Origin of the sequence: Pseudoalteromonas sp. GW168-MNA-CIBAN-0100, assembly GCF_040309225.1 — a bacterium.
In the GTDB taxonomy this organism is placed as follows: domain Bacteria; phylum Pseudomonadota; class Gammaproteobacteria; order Enterobacterales; family Alteromonadaceae; genus Pseudoalteromonas; species Pseudoalteromonas arctica.
Window position 1 is genome coordinate 61,585 of the sequence record NZ_JBEOOL010000010.1, and the last position, 22,793, is coordinate 84,377.

Consider the following 22,793-nt stretch of genomic DNA (forward strand, 5'->3'; position numbering starts at 1 on the left):
CTTACCCGCCAAATTGTGTTTTGTCTTGTGCTTTTTCTTTCGCTGCCGCATTTGTAACAATGCCGTGATTAACTAAATTAGTTAAACATTGATCCATTGTTTGCATGCCCACAGACGCACCGGTTTGAATAGACGAGTACATTTGTGCAATTTTATCTTCACGAATTAAGTTACGAATAGCAGGTACTGCAATCATAATTTCGTGTGCTGCAACTCGCCCGCCACCAATCTTTTTAAGCAGTGTTTGCGAAATAACAGCACGCAAAGATTCAGATAACATTGAACGTACCATTGATTTTTCTTCACCTGGGAATACATCGATAATACGGTCAATGGTTTTTGGTGCAGATGTTGTATGCAACGTGCCAAACACTAAGTGGCCTGTTTCGGCTGCGGTCATTGCAAGACGAATTGTTTCTAAATCACGTAACTCACCAACCAATATTACATCTGGATCTTCACGCAATGCACTACGTAGCGCATTTGAAAAGCTATGAGTATCGCGATGTACCTCACGTTGATTAATAAGGCTTAATTTATTATCGTGAACAAACTCGATTGGATCTTCGATTGTTAGAATATGGTGATGTTTATTTTGATTTATATAATCGACCATAGCGGCAAGTGTTGTTGATTTACCAGAGCCCGTTGGGCCTGTCACTAACACGAGTCCACGTGGGGTATCGGAGATTGTTTTAAAAATATCTGGCGCACCTAAATCATCAAGCGTTAACACTTCACTTGGTATGGTACGAAATACCGCAGCAGGCCCGCGATTAGAGTTAAACGCATTCACACGAAAACGTGCTAAATTAGGCACTTCAAACGAAAAATCCACTTCGAGATTTTGTTCATAGTCCTTGCGTTGATTATCGTTCATAATATCGTAAACCAGACTGTTTACGTCTTTGTCTGCAAGGGCTGGTATATTAATGCGGCGAACATCACCGTCTACGCGTATCATAGGTGAAACACCCGACGATAAATGTAAATCGGATGCTTTGTGTTGCACACTAAACGCTAATAATTCGGTAATATCCATTTATGACTCCACAACTAACTGATAAATATATGGTTACAATAGCAGAACGACTCACATCCGCCTACGCTAGAATTGCAGACGCGGCAAAAATTGCACAACGAAACACTAACGAAGTCACTCTACTGGCAGTGTCTAAAACTAAACCAAGCGAAGATGTTATTGCAGCTTATGAGCATGGTCAGCGCGAATTTGGTGAATCTTATGTTCAAGAGGCTATAGATAAAATAGCTCAACTACAGTCATATAGCGACATCATTTGGCATTTCATTGGCCCGATTCAATCTAATAAAAGTGCTTTAGTGGCTGCCAACTTTGATTGGGTGCAAAGTGTTGATCGCATAAAAATAGCGAAACGATTAGATTCCCAGCGCCCAGACGATAAACAGCCTCTTAATATACTTATTCAAGTAAATATAAGTAATGAAGAAGCGAAGTCGGGTTGCCACCGCGATGAAATAGATGAACTTGCCGATTTTATTAACCAATGTGAGCACTTAACACTTCGAGGTTTAATGGCGATTCCCGCTAAAAGCAACGATCTGGATACGCAAATTCAATCTTTTGAGCAATTACAAACTTGCTTTGATAAACTAAAGACCCAATATCCTCAAGTAGATACTTTGTCGATGGGTATGAGTAACGATGTTGAAGCTGCCATTAGTGCAGGCTCAACCATGGTAAGGATCGGCACAGACATTTTTGGAACACGAACTTAAAAGGTGATAATAGATTTATGTCAGATAAAAAAATCGCATTTATAGGCACAGGTAATATGAGCTACGCCATTATTGGTGGCATGGTAAAAAACGGTTTTAACGCAAGTAACATTATTGCGACTAACCGCAACCAAGAAAAGCTTGAAAAGGTAGCAGCCGATTTCAAGGTGCAAACCACCAGTGACAATAACGAAGCCCTGCGCGATGCTGATGTAATTGTTTTGTCTGTTAAACCACAAATGATGGGCGATTTATGTAAATCGTTTCAAGAGTCGGGCGTAGATTTTAGCGATAAACTGTTTATTTCTGTTGCTGCTGGCTTAACTGTAAAACGTTTACGTGAAATGCTAGGTCAAGACGTTAAAATGGTACGTTGTATGCCAAATACACCGTCTTTATTAGGCCGTGGTGTATCAGGTTTATATGGTGCGGGCGAAACACAAAGCGAACACGAATTTGTACAACAAGTTTTTGAATGCACGGGCATTGTTGTATGGGTGGAAAAAGAGTCACAAATTAACGATATTATTGCTGTAACCGGCTCATCACCTGCTTACTTTTTCTTATTTATGGAAGCCATAGAAGAAAAAGCTAAAGCTCTGGGCTTTAACGATGAAGACGCTCGTCGCCTGGTACAACAAACAGCCCTTGGCGCCGCCGAAATGGCACTTAGCCAGCCTGATATTACTATTTCGCAACTACGTTCAAACGTAACATCTAAAGGCGGTACTACTCACGCAGCTGTTGAGCACTTAAAAGATGAAGGCTTAACTAAAACCGTTGGCGATGCAATGGATGCGTGTATTGCGCGTGCAGAGCAAATGGAAAAAGAACTTTAAAACCACTTTTTATTGAAGGTTACACTATGAATGCCATGCAATTTTTAATCAGTACCCTGTTTGATTTGTTTTTAATGGTGGTATTACTGCGCTTTTGGCTGCAGTGGGCAAAAGCCGACTTTTATAATCCAATGAGCCAGTTTGTGGTTAAAGCCACGTCGTTTGCGGTAAAACCACTGCGAAAAATCATTCCGGGGTTTGGCGGACTTGATCTAGCATCTCTGTTGCTGGCATTTATAGTGGCTGTAGCCAAAATTAGTACTTTAATGCTTGTTATATATAATGCGTGGGCAATACAGCCTGTAATTATACAAGCACTTATAACGGTACTAAAAGAAGGCCTTAACTTAGTTTTTTGGGTACTTATTATTCGCGCTATTTTAAGCTGGGTTAGCCAAGGTTATAACCCTATAGAAGCGGTTTTCCATCAGCTTACTGAACCAATGCTAAAACCAATTCGTAAAATATTACCATCAATGGGTGGCTTAGATTTATCAGTTTTAGTACTTATTATTGGTATTCAGTTTTTGCAAATGCTGCTTATGGATTTTTTAGTCTAATATGGATTTTTTAATTAGAGGCCCAAAGGCCTCTTTTTTATATGTTTTGAGGAATACATAATGAACCGTTTAATTAAGTTTTGTTTTATTGCTTGTTTAGCATTTGCATTTAACGCGCAAAGCGAAGAAATGCAAGGCGCACAATATAAAGAGCTTGGCCCTTGGCAAGTGCATTACATCGCCTTTCCTTCTACTTTTATTCAGCCAAAAATAGCAAAAGCGTATGGCCTTGAGCGAAGCGGATACAAAGGCATTGTGAATATTTCTATATTAAAAAATGATGCCGAAAATACAGCCCAAACAGCAAAGCTTACTGGCACAGCTAGAAACCTACTTGGCAATAAACAAACGCTTACTTTTAAAGAAGTAAAAGAAGGTGGTTCAATTTATTACCTTGCCCAAGTTGATTATACCAACGAAGAGATTTTACGCTTTGAGATTGAAATACAACAAAGTAATCAATTTCAAAAATTACAGTTTCAGCAAAAATTTTACGTAGATTAATAACATGACCAAAACTTTAGTACTTGCTACAGGTAACCCTGGCAAAGTAAATGAGCTAGCTAACATGCTAAGCCCTCTGAATATTAATGTAGTTCCACAGAGCGATTTTAACGTAGGTGAAGTTGCCGAAACCGGCACTACCTTTGTTGAAAATGCCATTATTAAAGCGCGTCATGCCGCTAAAATTACTGGCATGCCTGCTATTGCCGATGACTCAGGTTTAGAAGTTGATGGCCTAAATGGCGCACCCGGTGTTTACTCTGCCCGTTTTGCAGGCCCAGGTGCCAGCGATCAAGATAACATTGATAAGTTACTCGTAGACTTGGGTAATAACCCTATCCGTAGTGCTCGTTTTTGGTGTGTACTGGTATTAATGCGCCACGCAGATGACTCTACCCCCCTTATTTGCAGTGCAAGCTGGGAAGGCGAAATTACGCTCACTCAAAAGGGCAACGGTGGCTTTGGTTACGACCCTGTATTTTTTGTAGCAGAGAAAAATTGTACCAGTGCTGATCTTACAAAAGAGCAAAAAAATGCAGTGAGTCATCGCGGCCAAGCACTACAAAAACTATTGCTAGAGCTACAGCAAAAAGGCGGCCTGTGAACCTTCCACCACTGAGCTTATATGTGCACGTACCTTGGTGCGTGCAAAAATGCCCGTACTGCGATTTTAATAGCCACGGACAAAAAGGTGAAATACCTGAAGCTGAATATGTTCAGCATTTAATTGATGATTTAAAAGCAGATTTGCACTTAGTGCAAGGACGTAAAATTCACAGCATCTTTATTGGTGGCGGTACTCCGAGCTTATTAACTGGTGCGGCTTATACTCGTTTATTAAATGAAGTCGACAACCTAATTGGTCTTGAAGAGCACTGCGAAATTACCCTTGAAGCCAACCCAGGTACAGTAGAAACAGGTCGTTTTAAAGATTACGTAAAAGCAGGTATTAACCGTATTTCGATTGGCGTGCAAAGCATGCAAAACGACAAGCTAAAAGCACTGGGGCGGATTCATGGCAGTGACGAGGCTAATTATGCTGCGCAGCAAGCTAAAGAAGCCGGTTTAAATAGCTTTAACCTTGATTTAATGCACGGCTTACCAGGGCAAACACTTGACGATGCACTGAGCGATTTAAAGCAAATAATAGCGCTCGATCCTCCTCATATATCGTGGTATCAACTAACTATTGAACCCAATACTCAATTTGCTTCAAAGCCCCCTACCTTGCCACAAGACGAAACACTGTGGGACATTCAAGAGCAAGGGGTAGAGTTACTAGCTCAAGCAGGTTACATACAATACGAAATATCGGGCTATGCAAAACCGGGCTATCAATGCCAACATAACTTGAATTATTGGCGTTTTGGCGATTATCTCGGTATTGGTTGCGGCGCGCATGGTAAGGTTACTGATGCAAATACAGGGCTTATTACGCGTACTGAAAAGGTTAAACACCCACGCGGCTATATGGATTTAATTAAACCGTATATGTACAAAAGCTGGCATGTAGAGCAAGACGATTTAGCGTTTGAATTTTTTATGAATCGCTTTCGCCTTGTTGAGCCTTGCCCAATTAATGATTTTAATAAACTTACAACACTGCCACTGCAAAGTCAGCAAAGTGCATTAAACCAAGCAATTAATAAAGGTTTATTGACTCAAACAGACAGCCATTGGCAGGTAAGTTTAAAAGGTCATCGCTTTTTAAATGACCTGCTAGAATTATTTGTGTAGCCCCCAGCGCTACACAAAAAATAAATATAAAACACCCTAATGGGTTTCTAACAACAAAAGGGAAAACAATGCGTAAACTTACTTTTATTGCGGCCGCAGTAAGCGTTGCACTACTTGCTGGTTGCCAGCAAACAACACAACAAGCGACTTCAGCTCCTATTGCACAAGCAGTTCAATCACAACAAAGTGAAATAGACAAAGCCAATGCATTTTTTGAAGATACATTTAACCGCGACGTAATGAGCAGTCCTGTATATCAAACATACATGGGTATTAAGCAAGATTACGATAAGTGGGATGATGGCAGCGAAGAAAGACAGCTTAAAGATTTAGCGCAAACGAAAGCTGACCTAGTTGCACTAAAAGCAATCAGCCGTGATTTATTAGATGATGCAACAAAAGTTAGCTACGACTTAAAAAAACAAGATCTTGAAAGCTCAATTGCTGACTTTAAATGGCGCTACCATAATTACCCTGTGAACCAAATGTTTGGTACGCATTCTATGATCCCTGCATTTTTAATTAATCAGCACTCAATTAGTAATGTAAAAGAAGCTAAAGACTACATTTCTCGTTTAAATGGTGTAACTGGTGTTATTGATCAGCTTATCGTTGATTTAACTGTACGTGCAGAAAAAGGCATCATAGCCCCTAAGTTTGTATTCCCGCATGTTATTGATTCAAGCAAAAACATTATTCACGGTGCACCGTTTGAAAAAGGCGATGATTCTACATTGCTTGCTGACTTTAAACGTAAAGTAACAGCGCTTGAAATTAGCCAAGACGAAAAAGACTCGTTAATCAGCGATGCATCAGATGCATTAAAATCGGCTGTTAAACCATCTTACTCTAAGTTAATTAATTACCTTGCACAGCTTGAAAAACGCGCAGATGATCGCGATGGCGCATGGAAATTACCTGATGGCGAAGCGTTTTATAACAACGCACTTAAGCGCACAACTACAACAGATTTAACGGCTAAAGAAATTCATGCAATTGGTCTATCTGAAGTGACACGTATTCATGATGAAATGCGTGAAATTAAAGACAAAGTTGGCTTTAAAGGCGACTTAAAAGCGTTTATGCAGTTTATGAAAACTGACAAGCAATTTTACTACCCTAATGATGCACAAGGTAAACAACGCTACCTTGATGAAGCCACTGGGCTTATTGATACAATGAAAACGCGTTTAGATGAGCTATTCATTGTTAAACCAAAAGCTGATTTAAAAGTAAAAGCGGTTGAAGCATTCCGTGAAAAAGCGGCAGGTAAAGCATTTTACCAACAGCCAGCTCCAGATGGGTCACGCCCAGGTGTTTACTACGCTAACCTTTACGATATGGAAGCAATGCCAACGTATCAAATGGAAGCACTGGCTTACCACGAAGGTATTCCGGGACACCACATGCAAATAGCTATTTCGCAAGAGCTAGAAGGTATTCCTAAATTCCGTAAGTTTGGTGGCTACACAGCGTATATTGAAGGCTGGGGTTTATACTCAGAGTTCATTCCTAAAGAAATGGGCATGTACTCAGACCCTTACTCTGATTTTGGTCGCCTTTCAATGGAATTATGGCGCGCATGTCGCTTAGTTGTTGATACAGGTATTCACGCAATGAAGTGGACTCGCCAAGAAGGTATTGATTACTACGTAAATAACACCCCTAATGCTACATCTGACGGTGTTAAAATGGTTGAGCGTCACATTGTAATGCCTTCACAAGCAACCGCTTATAAAGTGGGTATGCTTAAGATTTTAGAACTTCGTGAAGACGCTAAAAAGCAACTGGGTGATAAATTTGATATTCGTCAGTTCCACGACGTAGTGCTTAAAAATGGTCCTGTACCACTTAATGTACTAGAAAACTTTGTTAATGAATGGGTAGCAAGCAAAAAGGCTTAAAACCAATTTAAACAATTGCTTTAAATATGAAAGGTCGCATTTGCGGCCTTTTTTGTTTTATAGTAGCAAAAAAGATTTTGGAAATAATAATGGATTTAAGCATACAACTACTTAATGCGCGTATTTCAAAGCAGCAGTTAAATGAACTCGATAACGACTTTAGACAGTTAAGCCCTGCTCAGCAAACTTTGCAGCTTAACCATTTATATGACAGCGCCCAACGGTTGAGTGTTAAGTATGACTTTATGCAAAACATAGCAATCCGTATATTAAGTACTAATACAGCACCTTCTCTATTTATTAACCAACTCACTAATATTGACGCATTGAGCTTTTTCACCCCAGCGCTGAGAGTAAATAAAGGCTTTTTAGTACAAGATACTCAAGGAAATAACGTACTGCACAATGTGTTTAAGCATGCCGATGCTACAAAGCTACCATTTAACTATGTACGCTCTTTAATGTTGTTTGAATCAAATGATGACTTAGTTAAAGCACTCGCGCAGCCCAACTCTCACGGATTAACACCAGTTGCCTGCTACATTGCCTATGCAAATAAACCGAGCACACCGGTAAAGCATGAATTTTCAGCTTTGTTAGCATTAATGGAAATAGAGCAAAAACAAAACCCTAACGCAAAACAGCAGCTTGCCAACGTACTAAAAGGGCAAAAAGTTAACGAGACCACAATTTTACTGAGCGCCGCTTACTTGCAACGCTCAACGGCGCAAGTTGCTCACTTAATCAAGGCGCTTTAATTCACTCACAACTTCTGTACGCACACTGTCTATGGCATGTGTAATAGATTGCGCAGCACTTTGCTGATCAACCATATTTGGCCAATTTGTTTGCCAGACCTTTTGTAAGTCTTTTGTTTTTAAATGTACTTTATCAACGGCTAAGTAGCTTAAGTCATGAATTAAGTTAACTTTAACCCAGCCTTTTCTAGGGCTGCCATCTATTTTGTTATTATCGTAATGTGCGGCAAATACAATAAGCTCAAGCTCGGCTAGTTCTTGTAAAATTTGAAAGCTAGCAATGCGTGTATTGTTGTTCTCTTCACTTGCCTCCATTCGCCATGCATTATAACTAAAGCCTATAAACGCAAACACTACGCTCGCTATAGCAGTAAAAAAATACGAACGGGGCGCCAGTACAAACTGACCATATTTAGACTCTGACATATTATTTCCTAGGGCCTGTTTATCTTTCGAGGTTAAATTTGCAGCAGTATGTTTGGTATTTAGGCAAGGCAGAGCCTATGCAGTGTGGTTATTCCCCATAAATAGGCGATAACGTGGAATAAATGCCAAACATACGCTGCCCGAAGGGTTCTGCCTAGGGGCAATTTACTCTTTGTTGCTCGGTTTTTACTTAGCCCGCTAGGTTACAAACCTCACGCCGCGATTAAATCGCCCCTAGATTGAACAAATTTTAATCCTGAAAGGTCAACAGGCCCTAGTCATTTAAATAATATTCAACACTGGTTACCACTCTTATATTTTTTATTTGCGGTGTGTTTGAATCTCGATTACTGATACTAAATTGCCCTTGGCGAGCTGTTTTTATTTTGCCTAATTTTGAATTAGAGTCTTTAGCAAATTTATTAGCGACTTCACGCGCTTTTTCAGTTGCTTCTTGCACCATCGCAGGTTTTACATCATTGAGGCCAGTAAAAATATATTCAACTTTTGTTTCGTAGCTGTCCTGCACTATTGCGATATCTTGTTTAGCAAGTTGGCTCACTTTGCTCAACGCGTTTTGCACTTTATCTGGCGCATCAGAATAAACAATAATATTTGAGCGCACTATGTATCTAAATTGCTGATTTTCATTACTGTATTCACGTGCTTGCTTATCAATAACTGACTGGCTGCCTATTGTTATTTCATCGTCGTCAAAACCATGCAGTTTTAAAAAAGCAGTTACAGCATCATTTTTTTTCTCAACTCGGCTGACTAATTTTTCAAGATTATTGTCGGCATCACTAAATTGCAGAGGCCAAATTACCGTATCGGCTATAACTTCTCGCTCGGCCAATCCCTTAACCTGCACAGTACGTTCCATCTCTTTTACACTGAGAGCTGTGCTCTTTAAAATAAACCCTAAGCTAATTAAGCCTATACTTAAACAAATAGCCGCTATAACAATGTAAAAACCGGGGGTTTTATTCACAATAATCTCCTTGATTGATATCAATAATAAGCATCTAGACGCTCGAAATAACACAGTAAACAGGGTACATTGAGACTATAAATAACGCAAAATTTAATCAGCCTAGGAAAAACCATGAGCCTTAAGCGCATTACCCAGTTTTTTAACCCAAGCTCAGTGGCCGTTATTGGTGCCTCTAATATATCAACTCGTGCTGGTTTTGTGGTTATGCGCAACTTACTTCAAGGCGGTTTTAAAGGGCCGATAATGCCCGTTACTCCAAGCCATAGCGCAGTACATGGCGTACTTGCTTACCCCTCTATTGCTGACTTACCAAAAGTACCCGACCTTGCTGTTATTTGTACTAACAAAAATACCTTAATTGATATTATTGAGCAGCTTGGAGAGCTTGGCTGTAAAACGGCTATTGTTATTGCAGATGGGCTTTCTGGAGAGCAAAAAAGCGCACTTAAAGCATGCGCTCAAGCCAAACAGGTTACTTTGCTTGGACCCAATTGTTTGGGCTTGCTGATCCCTCATATTGGTTTAAATGCGAGCTTTTCACATACCGTGGCGAGCCCAGGTAAAATTGCATTTGTATCGCAATCAGCAGCTGTATGCTCAACCATTTTAGATTGGGCTAAAAACAAAGAAATTGGCTTTTCATATTTTGTATCGGTAGGTGATTGCCTTGATATAAACTTTAATGAACTACTCGACTTTTTAGGTCGTGATGCTAAAACCAAAGCTATTTTACTCTACATTGATAACATTGAAGATATTCGTGGCTTTATATCAGCAGCAAGAGCCGCGGCCTTTAGTAAACCTGTAATTGCAATTAAAACAGGTAAAACAAGTGCAGGCGCACTTGCAGCCGAAATTCACACCGGTGGAAAGCAAAGCTCTGATGCTGTTTACGATGCGTTATTTCAACGAGCGGGTATGCTGCGCGTAAATGATTTACGAGAGCTATTTGCAGCGACACAAACACTCGCCATGCATCCAAAATTATTAAAAGTAGAGCAACTGACAATTTTAACTAATGGTGGCGGCCCGGGTGTTATGGCCGTTGATGAGCTAATTCAAAGCTCCGGTAAATTAGCAGAACTAAGCATTGAAACCCGAAATGCGCTAAATAAAGTTATTCCGCAATCAGAAACCACCTCAAACCCTGTGGATATTTTTGGCGACTCAGCACCTGCGCGTTATAAGCAAGCATTAGAAATTTTACTGCACGCAAAAGAAGTTAAAAACTTACTGATTATCCATACTCCCTCAGCGCTTGCGCCCAGCGAAGACTACGCCAACATTATTGTAGAAACCTTACAAACATTACCCAAAATGGCACGCCCTTACGTTATAACTAATTTTATGGGTGAAGACGCATCTTACGCCGCCAGAAAAGTGTGCTCAAACAACGCAATACCAACTTATAGAACACCAGAGGGTGCTGTTGGCGCGTTTATGCACTTGGTAACGTATCGCCGTAACCAAAAGCATTTAACGCAAACACCTGAGTCGAATACTGATGACGCAAAAATAAATAAAGTAGCAGCTAAAGCGCTTATTAATGAGTTTTTAGATGACGGACAAAGCTACTTACCTACCCATCAGGCAAGCCAAGTATTAAATCACTATGGTATTACATGCATTCAAACTGAGGTGGCTTACACCCCAACAGAAGCCAGAGAGCAAGCCATAGAACTTGGTTTTCCGGTCGCGTTAAAACTTATTAGCCCAAGTATTGCTTCAAAGTCTGAAGTAGGTGGTGTGGTGCTTAACTTAAACGACGCCAACGAGGTTGAACAAACCGCTTTTGCAATGCTTATCCGTATTAAAAACACTTATCCGGATGCTGTTATTGAAGGGTTTTCATTACAAAAAATGGCGCCGCGAGCAGGCGCAAATGAGCTGCGAATTGCAATTAAAACCGAGCCTAATTTTGGTCCTGTTATATTATTAGGTGAAGCAGGAACCGGCCTTGAATATGCGCAAGCCGCCGTTGCTCTGCCTCCACTAAATATGAACTTAGCAAAGTATTTAATTGCGGCAGCGCACGATAAAGGCGTACTAAAGGAGCGCATATTACCCGAAAAAGTTGATAAGTATCGTTTGTGTGCACTGCTAACGCGTATTTCTCAGTTAGTTATTGATCAACCTGACATAAGCTCAATGGAACTTAATCCTATTCTTGCCAGTAATGGACAGTTTTTAGTGCTCGATGCCACCATGACACTTAGCCGCTATCAAACTCAGAGCAATCGTAAGCGCTTATCTATTCGTCCCTACCCTATTGAACTTGTTGAAGTGGTAACACTTAAAAACAACACCCAGGCTACGCTCAGGCCAATAAAGCCAGAAGATGAACAAGCTCATAAAGCATTTGACGAGTCACTTAATAAAGAAGACAGATATAAACGCTTTTTTGGCGAACTACCACAATTTAACCACGATCAACTCGCTAAAATGACGCAAATTGATTACGACCGTGAAATGGCGTTTATTGTTTGCCAGCGCTTTGAAGGTAAAACACGTACATTAGGTGTATCTCGCGTCATTATGGACCCCGATAACCTGCATGCTGAGTTTGCCATTGTAGTACGCTCAGATTGCCAAGGCTTAGGGCTTGGTCGCATACTAATGAGTGCTGCAATTAACCACTGTAAACGCCAAGGTGTTGAGTCGATTGAAGGCATAACTTTACCAGAGAATACGGGGATGATTGAGCTTGCCCGTAAGTTAGGCTTTAAAATTAGTCGCGACTTTGAAGAAGGCAGTATTAATATGGTACTTAAACTTAAATAATGAATGAACCACACACTTTAAGACAAAAAATGGCTTGCCTGTTTGAAGGCACAGGCCAGTACCATCGAGCAGGACATATTCTTGATATTGCACTCATTAGCTTAATAATGATTAACGTTGTAGCCATTGTTATTGAATCAATTCCAAGTGTGGCAGAGCAGTATTACAACGAATTCTTAGTTTTAGAAATTGTCTCGGTCGCTATTTTTGCTATTGAGTACTTAGCCAGACTTTGGGCTTGCGTAGATAAAACACAATATGCAGCAATGGAAGGGTCTCATACCAAACGTCGGCTTAGCTATTTTTTCTCCCCTTTGGCAATTGTTGATTTAATTGCGATTTTACCAAGCTTAATGATGTTTTTATTTCCTCTCGATTTACGTTTTTTACGCGTGCTCCGACTATTAAGGGTATTTAAACTCACTCGCTACTCACGCGCCATGCAGCTACTTTTAAAAGCCTTTAACGATGAAGGTAGTTCATTAATGGCTGCTTTTTTTATTATGGCCGTCGTGCTTATTTTAGCTTCATGCGGAATTTACTTAATTGAGCACGACATACAACCCGATAAATTTGGCTCTATTCCTGCGGCTATGTGGTGGGCAATGGCAACATTAACAACCGTTGGTTATGGCGATGTAGTACCTATAACGCCATTGGGTAAGTTTTTCGGCGGTGTTATAACACTACTGAGCATGGGAATGGTTGCGATACCTACCGGTTTACTGGCGTCTAGTTTTTCAGAACAAATACGTAAACGCCGCCAATTTTTTGAAGATGCCGTACATGAACAAATTCAAGATGGCACTCTTAATGATACTCAACAAGAACACCTAGAAGAACTACGCTATAAATTAGGCTTGAGTAAACTAGAAGCTAATAAGGCCATTAAAACGCAGTTGAATGAGCATAATAGCCATTTGTTTTGCAGGCACTGCGGTAAAAGGCCTTAAATAAGTACTGCTATTATTAATTAAATATGTCACTCCAATTGCGATTAATAAGCGGGAGTACTTCGGTATTAGGTACCGGTTTACTAAATAAGTACCCTTGGAAATGCATGCATCCTCGCGCCTTTAAAAAGGCGAGTTGGTGCGAGCTTTCTACGCCTTCAGCTACACATTCTTTACCTAAACTATCAGCAAGCGCGAGTATTGATTGAATAATAGCTTCATCGTCAGAATCTATGCCTATGTCTTGTACAAAGCTTCTATCTATTTTTAATACATCAATAGGAAAACGCTTTAAATAAGTAAGCGATGCGTAACCCGTACCAAAATCATCCATATACAATCTACAGCCCAACTTTTTAAGTTGTTCCATGCTGTGTAGCGCTTCTTTTGAATCACGCATTAATATTGATTCGGTTATTTCAAAAACAATTGCCTCAGACGACACTCCTGAATTACTTAACGCTTTTTTAATTTCAGGAACAAGGTCTTTAAACTCAAAATCAAGAGCCGATAAATTAATAGATAAATACAGGCTAGGTGAGGCTTTTCGCCACTCTTTTAGCTCTAATAAAGCGCGCGCAAAAGTCTGCAGCATAATTTTTGTAATTAGGCCTATACCTTCTGCTGCCACCGAAAACTCTTGAGTTTGCACAAGCTTATTTTCAGGCCAACGCAGCAGTACTTCAAAGCCTTCTGTTTTTTGACTTTCAGCGTTAATAATAGGCTGGTAGTAATTACAAAATTCTTCTTCTTGATACGCTTTAGTTAGCTGAGACTCAAGATGCAGCGCTCTTTGAACATGCTGATTCATCTCTTGCTTATAAAACTGATAACGCCCCTCTAAAGAGTCTTTTGCATGATATAACGCTATGCTCGCAGCTTTTAAAAGCGCAGAGCCTTGCTGTGCATCATCTGGTGATATAGACACACCAATACTTAAATTAACGTTTACAACTTGGCCATTAATCGTAATATTTTGATTCACACAATCCATCAACTTAGTGCATATAATGAGTACTTGTTCGATTTGCTGAATATCTTCCACCAGTACTACAAATTCATCGCCACCAAATCGAGCAACACTATCCGATGGACGCAAGGAGCATTTTAAACGCTCAGCAACCTCTTTAATTAGCTCATCAGCAACTGCATGCCCCAAAGAGTCATTAAAGTATTTAAAACGCTTAATATTTATATGTAATAAAGCAACTTTACATTCGTGCAATTTTGCTTGCTCAAGGGCGTGTTCAACGCGGTCATTAAATAATGTACGATTTGGCAACCCTGTTAAGGCATCGTAGTTGGCCAATAAGTGCAGCTCATTTTCGGCTGATTTTTGTGCATTTATATCGGTTAAAATAATGACATAGCTATTAAGGCGCTGTTCGTTATCGGCCACTGCACTTATTTTCACAAGTACATGGCGTGGCTCACCACTTGCTAAAACTACACTGTCTTCACACGAAAAGTGCTCTCCAATGGATAGCTTTTGCATTATGCGTAAATAATCAAAACGATTGCTGCGCGATATACCTAAATTTAATGCTCGACTAGATAACGACTCAGCAGAGAAATTAAAGGCGGTTTGCAGTGATTTATTAGAAGCCCGAATATTTAAATTTTTATCGAGGATAAACACCCAATCACGTGTTTGCTCAAATGCTGCCGTAAATAGTAAAGCGTGTTCTTCAAACACCATCTCACGGGTCATATTTGTGTAGGTACCCGCTACTTTTTGTGGCGTTTTATCATCCCACTCAACGACTTTTCCAAAATCCTTATACCAGCGCCAATAGCCTTTTGCATGGCGCAGGCGGTAGGTGCAATTAAAGTAACCTTTATCGGTAGATAAAAACTCAAGCCACTCTAAGCGAAATAGCTGTTTGTCTTGCGGATGAATTTTAGATAAATATTCATCAAGGCTCACGGTTTCATTTTCGTAACCTAACTCACTCGCTAAGCGAGGTTGGTAAATACTTGGATTGCTTGATTCCCAATCCCAAACACCCGATTCGCTGCCTTCAAGCGCTAGCTTTAAACGCGCTTCGCTTTCTTTACTTTCTTTATTTGCTGCCAATAAAATACGCTGAATTTTATTACGGCGCATAACCCACATAGCAACAAAGCCAATAAACAGCATGCCATAAAGCACCATAAAATAAGGTGCACGCCAAAGTGGATACTTTACTTTTATTTTTAAAATAGCAGGCGAGGTATATTCGCCAGTCAGGGGGTCTTTAGCCCAAACTTTTAATTGATAATTACCTGGATTCAATTTTGGAAACAATACACGGTTGTTATTTCGGGTATAACTTTTTTGTCCGTTATCGAGTTGATACTCATAAATGATGCGTTCTTGATTACTAAATGCCATGGCCGAAAATGCAACTTCAAGCCCTATATCATCATGGTTTAACACAACCTCGTTGAGCGGTTGTTTTAAATCAAGCGATAAATCTCGTGACATTAAATCAACTCGCGTAATATTTACGTGATCAATAAGCGACTGATAGTTTTGGTTTTCCATTGGATGAAAATAAGTAAAACCTTTTAAGCTACCATACGCAATATGGCCATCTTTAAGCTGTGCCATGGCGTTGCTATTGAACTCAGCAGAGAGTAGCCCTTCTGATGTAGAAAATTGCTGAAAATGAAGTGTTTCTGGGTTTAATCGCCAAATGCCTTTATGGCTACTCATCCAGATCATGCCATCATCATCTAGCACCATATCGTATAGCAGAGTGCCTAATTTATTCCTCTCTAAATCGATTGTATGGACTAATTGATAAGTAGATGCGTCAAGGCCTATTAAGCCGAAATTAGAAAGTGATATCCACAATATATTGTTGTTATCAATTAAGTAAGAAAGCACACTAATGGCTACGTTTTCATGCTGTTTTGGCACTTTATAAATCATTTTAAGTGCTAAATCACTTGGGTTTACTTGGTATAAAATACCGGCATTAAAAAATAATGGTGAATCTGGTTTATTGCTCAGCGCAGGTAAAAAGCCATGGGCTAAAAAGGGTTCAAATTGATCAAACTGACCACCCAAACGCGTTATTACTTGAGAATCTATATTGTATATAAATACCCCATGATCTGAGTGCACAAAGTATAGATCGCCATTTGGCATTAATGTAACGCCATGTACCCTACCGGTAATTAACTCCTGATTAGCAGGGTTATGTACTTTAGGTTCGCTAACTTGATGCGTTACAGGGTCAAAAATAAACAAACCACGATTTGTATAAAGCCATAAATTATTTTTATAAGGCGTTATTTCATATACGGTAAACTCAGTGGTGAGTAAGTCGACTTTGTAATCTTTTAAATAAGCTTTACCAATATTTGTTTTTAAATCAACCTCGGTAATACCGTTATGCGTTGCAAGCCAAAGCTTGTCTTTATATTCGGTAATCCCCCAGATAGAGTGATGCGATAAACCATCCCCCCCGAGCAAAGTGCCATCGACATTATTAAAATGATAGCTGTCATGAGATAAATAAAACGCACCATCAGTCTTAGTCGCAACCCATGTACCACCCGATTTATCTTTAGCCATATCAATAATACTGGTATCGGCAAGTGTGTACTTACTTTGGGCTATTCGAGTATTTTTAATCATCTCCCCGGTGTTTAAATCAAATTTAAACAAGCCTTTATCGGTAGCTAAATCTATTTTTCCGTGTTCGTTTACTATGCTCCAAACATTTAGGTCACTTAGTAATACCTTACTTTCAAAAGGCAAATCGGGGCGTTCAAACATTTTTGATAAGTTACTAATATCAACTTCGTATAAACCTTGGACCGCCCCTACTAACAACTGTTTATTTTCACCTAATGCGAACGACTTAACATTATTTTGGTAAATATGCTCAGCTTCACCTTTTAAGTGCTGTAGGGGTCTAACTTGCTCTGTTGCAATATCAAATACATATGCGCCATGGCTTGTACCTATAAATATATAACCATTGTAGGCAAAGAGCTTTCTCACAAGGGTGTTTTTATATTTAGCCGGAAGCTCAAAAATAGTTGTGATTTTTCCGGTTGCTATATCAAGCTTTGCAAAGTCGCGGCCTCGGCCAATCCAAAGTGTTTTTTTATCAACGGCCACCATACTAAAAACAGACTGATTGATAATTTCTTCTTCACTGGTAGGTTTTTCTAGAAATTGCTGATATGAATCTGTTACGGGGTCGTATCTAAATAGGCCTGCAAGTAAAGAGGCTATCCAAATGTGCCCTTGAGGGTCTTGGTAAATACGATCAATGATCGCTTCTTCTAATTCACCATTAGGGCCGTTTATTGGAATAACTTGATAGCCATCATAACGATTAAGCCCAGCCTCAGTAGAAAGCCAAAGGTAACCATTAGTGTCGATAAGCATTGTATTAACGTAGCTTTGCGATAAGCCTTCGCTTGGAGATAAACGTTTTACTTGTGCGCCTACTTGGCAACTTAGGATAGTTATTAAAACTACAAAGCAACTAATGATCCCATTAACGCATTTACTCATGCTTATTCCATATTATTATTTATTATTATGGGTACTCTAGAGCGACTATATTTCGATGTTTGTAAGTATCAAAAAGTACTTGTAAAGCAAGAGTATATGTTAACACCTGGTTAAAACCAATAGCACAATATAAATCAACTACGTTTTTATATGCGAAGGTATTAATCATCTTATCTTGCGACTTTAAGAGTGTTGATAATAGCTGTTTAGCAACACCTTTACCGCGATGTTCCAGCACAACAAACATGGTAGATAAAAATAAGAACTCTGTTTTATCTTGCAGCCTACATGCTGCAACTATTTCATTATTATAGTAAGTAACCCATACCTTATCTTGTTTATTAGCCCGCCCTCTTACATTATGTTTTTTATAAAATTTATTAACGAGTGGAACTTTTAGCCCATCCAGCAACTTAACTATATACATTTTTATATCAACACTTAGCTAAGCATTAGCGCTAAATATTGCTCAAACTTTTGCTTCAAAACCATTTGTTCAGCCATTGGACGGCTATGGATTGTATTATAAACTTGCTCTCTCGTTTTTTTATTTCGCTTAATTTGATACGCCCAAAAAGACGCTTCATAATCTAACTGAATTTGGTATTTTTCTTCACGTGGCAATAGGCATAAATTAAAACTCACAATACTTCCTCATTCGCTTTTAAAATTATTTGATTAACCCCGAAACTGGGCAAGAGGTAATCTCCTTGTTATTATACGCGTCTTATTTTATTTATTTCTGTAGTAATTGGAACTGATAATGAATAGACATTTTAGTATCTTGTTATTATTGGTAAATTTATTTTTTAGTGCCTCTTGTTTTAGTCATCAATACAACCTCACTTTTAATCGTCCGCAAAGTACACCACAAGCTGATTATGCCTTAGAGTTATTAAAGTTAGCATACGCAGATATCGGTTTTAAAATACATATAATCGATTTTAGCCACCAAAATGCTTTGCTAGCTGCAAATAATGGCGTACTTGATGGGCAGTTAGGAAGAGATGCAAGCGTTGAAGAAAATTACGAAAACTTAATTAGGGTCGATTATGAGCTCTTTAAGTTTGACTTAGTATTGTATAAAAACTGTTTACCTAGCAGTTTAGAACAGCTCGATAGCGTCGCAATTGTTGATGGCTACCCTGTCCAAGAACATTATTTAGCAAGCACACAGTTTGCAGGGAATATTATTAAAGTTAAAAGCATGAATACCCAACTTAATTTGCTTGCTCAGAAAAAAGTACAGGGAGCTTTAATGATTAACTTTATAATGCAAAACAATGAGCTACCTTCACCTCAAGGTTGCTTTGAAAAAGAAGTGTTGAATACTTATCCGCTTTATCATTATTTAAATAAGCGTAATGAAAACTTGGTAGAAAAGCTTAAAATGTCATTAATTAACTTAACTAACAATGGCACTGTATACGCACTAAGAGCCAAGTATGGATTAAGCTTTTAAAAGTCGAACCCTTGCTGCTGCGCCTGTGTGCTTGGCACTGCATTTTGCTGCTTTTTTTGAAGATAACGTTTGTAGCGCTGCTGGCACAAACTAAGCACCTTCTTTTTTTGGTCGTTGGTTAAGGTATTCCACGAAAAGCGTTCATCCCGACTACGATAACACCCTTTGCAATACCCTCTGTTATTAACTAAGCAAATACTCTTGCAAGGACTTGGAATATCAAATATTTCAATTTGTTGCATGCATAAGTACCGCCCAGTTGAAGAGGAGGTATTAGTATAGCGTTATTTTTGAGCAAAAAAAAAGCAGCAATTTAATTGCTGCTTAGTTTCATTGAGCTGTGAGTATTAATGTTCACAGCTATTAGTATTTATCTCTGTTTTACGGTGAAATGGCTTAGCGTACATAGCTAGCACTAATGGTTTTAACTCTTCAGGTACACAGGCTAAACGTTGTTCAAATGTCGCTGTATCAGGAGAGTCTATTACCGCATCTTTGCAACCACCAGCGATGTAATTGCCTGGGTGTAAATAAAACGAATCAACAATTTGCCTATCAATTGTTTTAGCAAGCTCTTCAGCACTATCACATTTAGATTCAATTGGTTGCCCAAATGCTAAATGCACGTGCCCTTTAGCAGTACTAAAGCCTTCAACAATGCTCGCAATATCTTCACCAGCCGATTTAACGTACTCACCATGATGTTGCTTGTGGTAAAGCTCTTTGGCTTTAGCAATTGCACACGGCTCATATTGATAAGAAATAGAAACAGGCACTATTTTTAACTCTTTAATATAATCGCCAAACTCTTTCTTTTGTTTACGCCCATTTAATTGCAGCATTTTTAAAAGCGCAGGATCAGTTTGATCAAAACCGTCTTTTGCACGCCCTTCTTTTTGCGCAATCCAAATAGAATTTCCACCGACCACAGAATCGTAAATGTATGACGATAGTTGAGTCAGTGCTTTTAACATCTCTTTTGGTGCTTTAGCAGAGCGCTTAACTATAAAGCTTTTATTTAGACGCATAAGCTCAGTAATGTAAGGTATTTGCAATAAATTATCGCCAATAGCAATACGCACTGTTTTCATTTTATGTTGGTATAAACCCCAGTTAACTAATGCAGGATCAAGCACTATGTCTCTGTGGTTTGAAATAAATAAATAGGCCTGGTTAGCATCTAACTGTTCTAACCCAGAAAAGGTAACTTTTGATGTGGTGCGCTTCACTAGTTTATCTAAGTATTGTGCCACTTCATTTTGCACATCTTCAACGGTGCTTACTTTGCCCCATTTTTTACGTAACTGACTTCTTACCATTGGACGCGCAATAAAAGGCACTGCCGATAAAAAGCGCGGTAAATTATACTTTGCTATTACATCAATAAACGCATCATCGTTAATTAAACGTGTAAGCGACGCCGCAACTTCGTCGTCGTTGTATGGGCGTATATCTGCGTATTTATCTTCTAATTCACTCATTACTACATCTACAGTGTTAAAAAACGGTACGCCAAAGCGCACCGTTTATGTCTATACCCGATTATAACTCAGCCAATCTAAAATGCGAAATAACCAAAAAAACGATTTTTATTTTTAGCAACTTGTTTTAAAGCCGAGTTTAATTACCTTCTATGACCATGAGCTTGCTTAAAAGTGCAAAAATCTGATCAGTCTAGCAAAATACCATGTTCTCAATCTGCTAGTGGGCAGACCACTAATACAAAGCCCTCTAATCATTTGGTAGTAATACCATTAACAAAGCCTTTCTTTCGTAGTACCTTAAGCTCGTATTTTAGATTTTTGATGGATCGTAGGCATCTTTTTACGATTTTAACTCTTTCAGATCCACTTATTTTAGGGCTCATAATGAACATTACTATTCTTGATAACGCAACGTTAGCTAAAACGTCTCTTACTGGTATTGAACAACTTGGTAAATTAACGACTTATGAACTTACTAGCCCAGAGCAAGTTATTGAACATTGCCAAGGTGCTGATGTATTAATCACTAATAAAGCAGTTTTAAATCGCGACACGATTAGCAAACTTACACAGCTTAAATTAATTTGTGTAAGTGCAACTGGTACTAATAATGTTGATCTAGAAGCCGCTAAAGAATTTGGTATTGCCGTAACTAATGTAGCTGGCTATTCAACACCTTCTGTTGTTCAACATACGTTTTCTTTAATTACTAACTTACTGGGTAACACACACCGCTATCAGGCGGATTGCCAGCAAGGCGCGTGGCAAAAAAGTGAAATGTTTTGCATACTCGATTACAGCTTTAACGACTTACAAGGTAAAACATTTGCCATTATAGGCGGTGGTACGCTAGGTAAAGGCGTTGCTAAAGTGGCTGAGGCATTTGGCGCAAATGTTATTGTTGCAGAGCGCAAAGGTGTTGCATGTCGTGATGGTCGTACGCCTTTTGAAGACGTCATTAAAACAGCCGATATAATCAGCGTACACTGCCCTCTAACAGATGAAACACGTGATTTAATTGCACTTAATGAGCTTAAAATGATGAAGCCAAGCGCTATAATTATTAATACAGCACGTGGTGGAATTATTAACGAATCCGACTTAGCTACAGCGCTTGAGCAAAACCTAATTGCTGGAGCCGGTGTTGATGTACTAACTAAAGAACCTGCTGAGCTTTCAAACCCACTTGCTAATTACAAAGGTAATAACCTTTTACTTACTCCACATATAGCATGGGCAAGTACTGAATCTATTGTGCGTTTAATTAATGAAGTAAGTTTAAATATTGCTGCATTTAATAAAGGCGAATCACGTAACCGCTTGGTGTAGTGATTTTATTGTAGTAATCAAATAAGCTAAAAAATGGCTGTTTTTACTAATACATTTAATATTTTATTAGATAAAAACAGCTTAACCCACTTAACAAACTGATTAATAACAACTTATAAATATGGTCTACTCTTTGCTTTAATACAGCTAATAACCAATTAAAAATCTTATTAAGGTAAATAAAAATGAAAAAATCACTTTTAGCAGCCGCTTTAATCGCTCCATTTTTAACAGGCTGTGTTATTGCCGTATCAGATGGTGAAGCTGAGACTCATTGGGCTGGTAAGAATTCATCTAGCTGGCAAGCACAACATAAAAATAATCGTGAAGCTATATCAGAGCTAAAAATGGATAGCAGTTATCAATCTGTTTTAACGCAATTAAAAACGCCTAATTTCACAGAGCTATTAAAAAAAGATGACGATGTATACCAAGTACTTTTTTATGTAACTCATAGTAAGCATTCAGATTCTAAAACAACGAAAGATGAATGTACGCCACTTGTATTTAAAAATGATAAGTTAGTGGGCATTGGTGAAACCGCTTTAGGTATGATCACGCAGTAACCTATAATACCAATCCGCAATAATACTTAATCATTTTGCGGGGCTAAACGTGTCGCTACCTGTGTTAAAAAACTCTCATTTACGACTGCATGGATGCAGAAGGTAGAGCAATGCAGGAGCAATTGCCGAGAACAACTAAATAGCGAATTTTTTGCCTAGCTATCAACACGTTTTTCCATCCTCAAAATAGATCACTTAATTAAGCGAATTGGTATAAAA

Annotated in this window: 21 protein-coding genes; 13 read left to right on the forward strand and 8 right to left on the reverse strand. The window is 38.9% G+C overall.

What is annotated here, in order from left to right; translation table 11 throughout:
• Position 1 precedes the first annotated feature (1 nt).
• Positions 2 to 1,042, reverse strand: a complete 1,041-nt coding sequence (locus AAEY62_RS08150; RefSeq protein ID WP_007585408.1) for a type IV pilus twitching motility protein PilT — start codon at positions 1,040 to 1,042, stop codon at positions 2 to 4.
• Between the two features lie 2 nt (positions 1,043 to 1,044).
• Between AAEY62_RS08150 and AAEY62_RS08155 the strand changes: the two genes are divergently transcribed.
• From AAEY62_RS08155 to AAEY62_RS08190, 8 genes are all read left to right on the forward strand, one after another.
• On the forward strand, positions 1,045 to 1,758 hold the full coding sequence (locus tag AAEY62_RS08155) for a YggS family pyridoxal phosphate-dependent enzyme (RefSeq protein ID WP_007585410.1): 714 nt from the start codon (positions 1,045 to 1,047) through the stop codon (positions 1,756 to 1,758).
• A 17-nt stretch (positions 1,759 to 1,775) separates the two neighbouring features.
• Entirely contained in the window at positions 1,776 to 2,597 is an 822-nt protein-coding gene (gene proC, locus AAEY62_RS08160; RefSeq protein WP_024590679.1) for a pyrroline-5-carboxylate reductase, read from the forward strand.
• 26 nt (positions 2,598 to 2,623) lie between these two features.
• Positions 2,624 to 3,157, forward strand: a complete 534-nt coding sequence (locus tag AAEY62_RS08165) for a YggT family protein (protein WP_007585413.1) — start codon at positions 2,624 to 2,626, stop codon at positions 3,155 to 3,157.
• Between the two features lie 60 nt (positions 3,158 to 3,217).
• Complete coding sequence (locus AAEY62_RS08170; protein ID WP_024590678.1) at positions 3,218 to 3,661, forward strand: DUF4426 domain-containing protein; 444 nt, start codon at positions 3,218 to 3,220, stop codon at positions 3,659 to 3,661.
• Positions 3,662 to 3,665: 4 nt separating this feature from the next.
• Complete coding sequence (rdgB, locus tag AAEY62_RS08175; protein ID WP_024590677.1) at positions 3,666 to 4,265, forward strand: RdgB/HAM1 family non-canonical purine NTP pyrophosphatase; 600 nt, start codon at positions 3,666 to 3,668, stop codon at positions 4,263 to 4,265.
• Positions 4,262 to 5,398: a radical SAM family heme chaperone HemW gene (hemW, locus tag AAEY62_RS08180; RefSeq protein ID WP_024590676.1), complete on the forward strand. Its 1,137-nt coding sequence runs from the start codon at positions 4,262 to 4,264 to the stop codon at positions 5,396 to 5,398. Before rdgB ends, hemW begins: the two co-directional genes overlap by 4 nt.
• Positions 5,399 to 5,466: 68 nt before the next feature.
• A complete protein-coding gene (locus AAEY62_RS08185) occupies positions 5,467 to 7,302 on the forward strand; it encodes a DUF885 domain-containing protein (protein WP_024590675.1) in 1,836 nt (611 codons plus the stop codon).
• Positions 7,303 to 7,391: 89 nt separating this feature from the next.
• The gene (locus AAEY62_RS08190) at positions 7,392 to 8,060 is read left to right on the forward strand and encodes a hypothetical protein (protein ID WP_024590674.1); all 669 of its coding nucleotides are present in this window, start codon (positions 7,392 to 7,394) and stop codon (positions 8,058 to 8,060) included.
• Here AAEY62_RS08190 and AAEY62_RS08195 read toward each other — a convergent pair.
• Both AAEY62_RS08195 and AAEY62_RS08200 read right to left on the reverse strand, forming a co-directional pair.
• Positions 8,043 to 8,486, reverse strand: a complete 444-nt coding sequence (locus AAEY62_RS08195) for a hypothetical protein (RefSeq protein WP_007585421.1) — start codon at positions 8,484 to 8,486, stop codon at positions 8,043 to 8,045. The genes AAEY62_RS08190 and AAEY62_RS08195 overlap by 18 nt on opposite strands.
• Positions 8,487 to 8,760: 274 nt before the next feature.
• A complete protein-coding gene (locus AAEY62_RS08200; protein ID WP_024590673.1) occupies positions 8,761 to 9,477 on the reverse strand; it encodes an SIMPL domain-containing protein in 717 nt (238 codons plus the stop codon).
• A 114-nt stretch (positions 9,478 to 9,591) separates the two neighbouring features.
• Between AAEY62_RS08200 and AAEY62_RS08205 the strand changes: the two genes are divergently transcribed.
• Together AAEY62_RS08205 and AAEY62_RS08210 are read left to right on the forward strand one after the other, a co-directional pair.
• Complete coding sequence (locus AAEY62_RS08205) at positions 9,592 to 12,261, forward strand: bifunctional acetate--CoA ligase family protein/GNAT family N-acetyltransferase (RefSeq protein WP_007586928.1); 2,670 nt, start codon at positions 9,592 to 9,594, stop codon at positions 12,259 to 12,261.
• The gene (locus AAEY62_RS08210; protein WP_024590672.1) at positions 12,261 to 13,214 is read left to right on the forward strand and encodes an ion transporter; all 954 of its coding nucleotides are present in this window, start codon (positions 12,261 to 12,263) and stop codon (positions 13,212 to 13,214) included. The genes AAEY62_RS08205 and AAEY62_RS08210 overlap by 1 nt, the downstream gene beginning before the upstream one ends.
• Before the next feature lie 16 nt (positions 13,215 to 13,230).
• Here the strand turns inward: AAEY62_RS08210 and AAEY62_RS08215 are convergent, their stop codons facing one another.
• From AAEY62_RS08215 to AAEY62_RS08225, 3 genes are read right to left on the reverse strand one after another with little or no spacing between them, the layout of a single operon-like run.
• Positions 13,231 to 17,733 carry an EAL domain-containing protein gene (locus AAEY62_RS08215; RefSeq protein WP_024590671.1) on the reverse strand — a complete coding sequence of 1,501 codons (4,503 nt, stop codon included), beginning with the start codon at positions 17,731 to 17,733 and terminating at the stop codon, positions 13,231 to 13,233.
• 25 nt (positions 17,734 to 17,758) lie between these two features.
• Positions 17,759 to 18,160 carry a GNAT family N-acetyltransferase gene (locus AAEY62_RS08220; protein WP_024590670.1) on the reverse strand — a complete coding sequence of 134 codons (402 nt, stop codon included), beginning with the start codon at positions 18,158 to 18,160 and terminating at the stop codon, positions 17,759 to 17,761.
• A gap of 14 nt (positions 18,161 to 18,174) precedes the next feature.
• A complete protein-coding gene (locus AAEY62_RS08225; RefSeq protein ID WP_002962585.1) occupies positions 18,175 to 18,378 on the reverse strand; it encodes a DUF3283 family protein in 204 nt (67 codons plus the stop codon).
• Between the two features lie 118 nt (positions 18,379 to 18,496).
• Here AAEY62_RS08225 and AAEY62_RS08230 point away from each other — a divergent pair, with 118 nt between their 5' ends.
• Positions 18,497 to 19,195: a transporter substrate-binding domain-containing protein gene (locus AAEY62_RS08230; RefSeq protein ID WP_024590669.1), complete on the forward strand. Its 699-nt coding sequence runs from the start codon at positions 18,497 to 18,499 to the stop codon at positions 19,193 to 19,195.
• On the opposite strand, the gene AAEY62_RS08235 is transcribed toward AAEY62_RS08230, so the two are convergent.
• Entirely contained in the window at positions 19,192 to 19,437 is a 246-nt protein-coding gene (locus tag AAEY62_RS08235; RefSeq protein ID WP_007586940.1) for a DUF1289 domain-containing protein, read from the reverse strand. The genes AAEY62_RS08230 and AAEY62_RS08235 overlap by 4 nt on opposite strands.
• 105 nt (positions 19,438 to 19,542) lie before the next feature.
• On the reverse strand, positions 19,543 to 20,676 hold the full coding sequence (locus AAEY62_RS08240) for a 1-acyl-sn-glycerol-3-phosphate acyltransferase (RefSeq protein ID WP_024590668.1): 1,134 nt from the start codon (positions 20,674 to 20,676) through the stop codon (positions 19,543 to 19,545).
• Positions 20,677 to 21,063: 387 nt separating this feature from the next.
• On the opposite strand from AAEY62_RS08240, the gene AAEY62_RS08245 reads away from it, so the two are divergent.
• Positions 21,064 to 22,008: a D-2-hydroxyacid dehydrogenase gene (locus AAEY62_RS08245; protein ID WP_024590667.1), complete on the forward strand. Its 945-nt coding sequence runs from the start codon at positions 21,064 to 21,066 to the stop codon at positions 22,006 to 22,008.
• 185 nt (positions 22,009 to 22,193) lie between these two features.
• Positions 22,194 to 22,574, forward strand: coding sequence for a DUF3192 domain-containing protein (locus AAEY62_RS08250; protein ID WP_024590666.1), 381 nt, complete (start codon positions 22,194 to 22,196; stop codon positions 22,572 to 22,574).
• The last annotated feature ends 219 nt before the right edge of the window (positions 22,575 to 22,793 follow it).

Excerpts from the sequence above, each read along its gene's own strand:
- AAEY62_RS08150 (WP_007585408.1), bottom strand. The coding sequence starts at position 1,042 with ATGGATATTACCGAATTATTAGCGTTTAGTGTGCAACACAAAGCATCC.
- AAEY62_RS08155 (WP_007585410.1), top strand. The coding sequence starts at position 1,045 with ATGACTCCACAACTAACTGATAAATATATGGTTACAATAGCAGAACGA.
- proC (WP_024590679.1), top strand. The coding sequence starts at position 1,776 with ATGTCAGATAAAAAAATCGCATTTATAGGCACAGGTAATATGAGCTAC.
- AAEY62_RS08165 (WP_007585413.1), top strand. The coding sequence starts at position 2,624 with ATGAATGCCATGCAATTTTTAATCAGTACCCTGTTTGATTTGTTTTTA.
- AAEY62_RS08170 (WP_024590678.1), top strand. The coding sequence starts at position 3,218 with ATGAACCGTTTAATTAAGTTTTGTTTTATTGCTTGTTTAGCATTTGCA.
- rdgB (WP_024590677.1), top strand. The coding sequence starts at position 3,666 with ATGACCAAAACTTTAGTACTTGCTACAGGTAACCCTGGCAAAGTAAAT.
- AAEY62_RS08185 (WP_024590675.1), top strand. The coding sequence starts at position 5,467 with ATGCGTAAACTTACTTTTATTGCGGCCGCAGTAAGCGTTGCACTACTT.
- AAEY62_RS08190 (WP_024590674.1), top strand. The coding sequence starts at position 7,392 with ATGGATTTAAGCATACAACTACTTAATGCGCGTATTTCAAAGCAGCAG.
- AAEY62_RS08195 (WP_007585421.1), bottom strand. The coding sequence starts at position 8,486 with ATGTCAGAGTCTAAATATGGTCAGTTTGTACTGGCGCCCCGTTCGTAT.
- AAEY62_RS08205 (WP_007586928.1), top strand. The coding sequence starts at position 9,592 with ATGAGCCTTAAGCGCATTACCCAGTTTTTTAACCCAAGCTCAGTGGCC.
- AAEY62_RS08210 (WP_024590672.1), top strand. The coding sequence starts at position 12,261 with ATGAATGAACCACACACTTTAAGACAAAAAATGGCTTGCCTGTTTGAA.
- AAEY62_RS08215 (WP_024590671.1), bottom strand. The coding sequence starts at position 17,733 with ATGAGTAAATGCGTTAATGGGATCATTAGTTGCTTTGTAGTTTTAATA.
- AAEY62_RS08220 (WP_024590670.1), bottom strand. The coding sequence starts at position 18,160 with ATGTATATAGTTAAGTTGCTGGATGGGCTAAAAGTTCCACTCGTTAAT.
- AAEY62_RS08230 (WP_024590669.1), top strand. The coding sequence starts at position 18,497 with ATGAATAGACATTTTAGTATCTTGTTATTATTGGTAAATTTATTTTTT.
- AAEY62_RS08235 (WP_007586940.1), bottom strand. The coding sequence starts at position 19,437 with ATGCAACAAATTGAAATATTTGATATTCCAAGTCCTTGCAAGAGTATT.
- AAEY62_RS08240 (WP_024590668.1), bottom strand. The coding sequence starts at position 20,676 with ATGAGTGAATTAGAAGATAAATACGCAGATATACGCCCATACAACGAC.
- AAEY62_RS08245 (WP_024590667.1), top strand. The coding sequence starts at position 21,064 with ATGAACATTACTATTCTTGATAACGCAACGTTAGCTAAAACGTCTCTT.
- AAEY62_RS08250 (WP_024590666.1), top strand. The coding sequence starts at position 22,194 with ATGAAAAAATCACTTTTAGCAGCCGCTTTAATCGCTCCATTTTTAACA.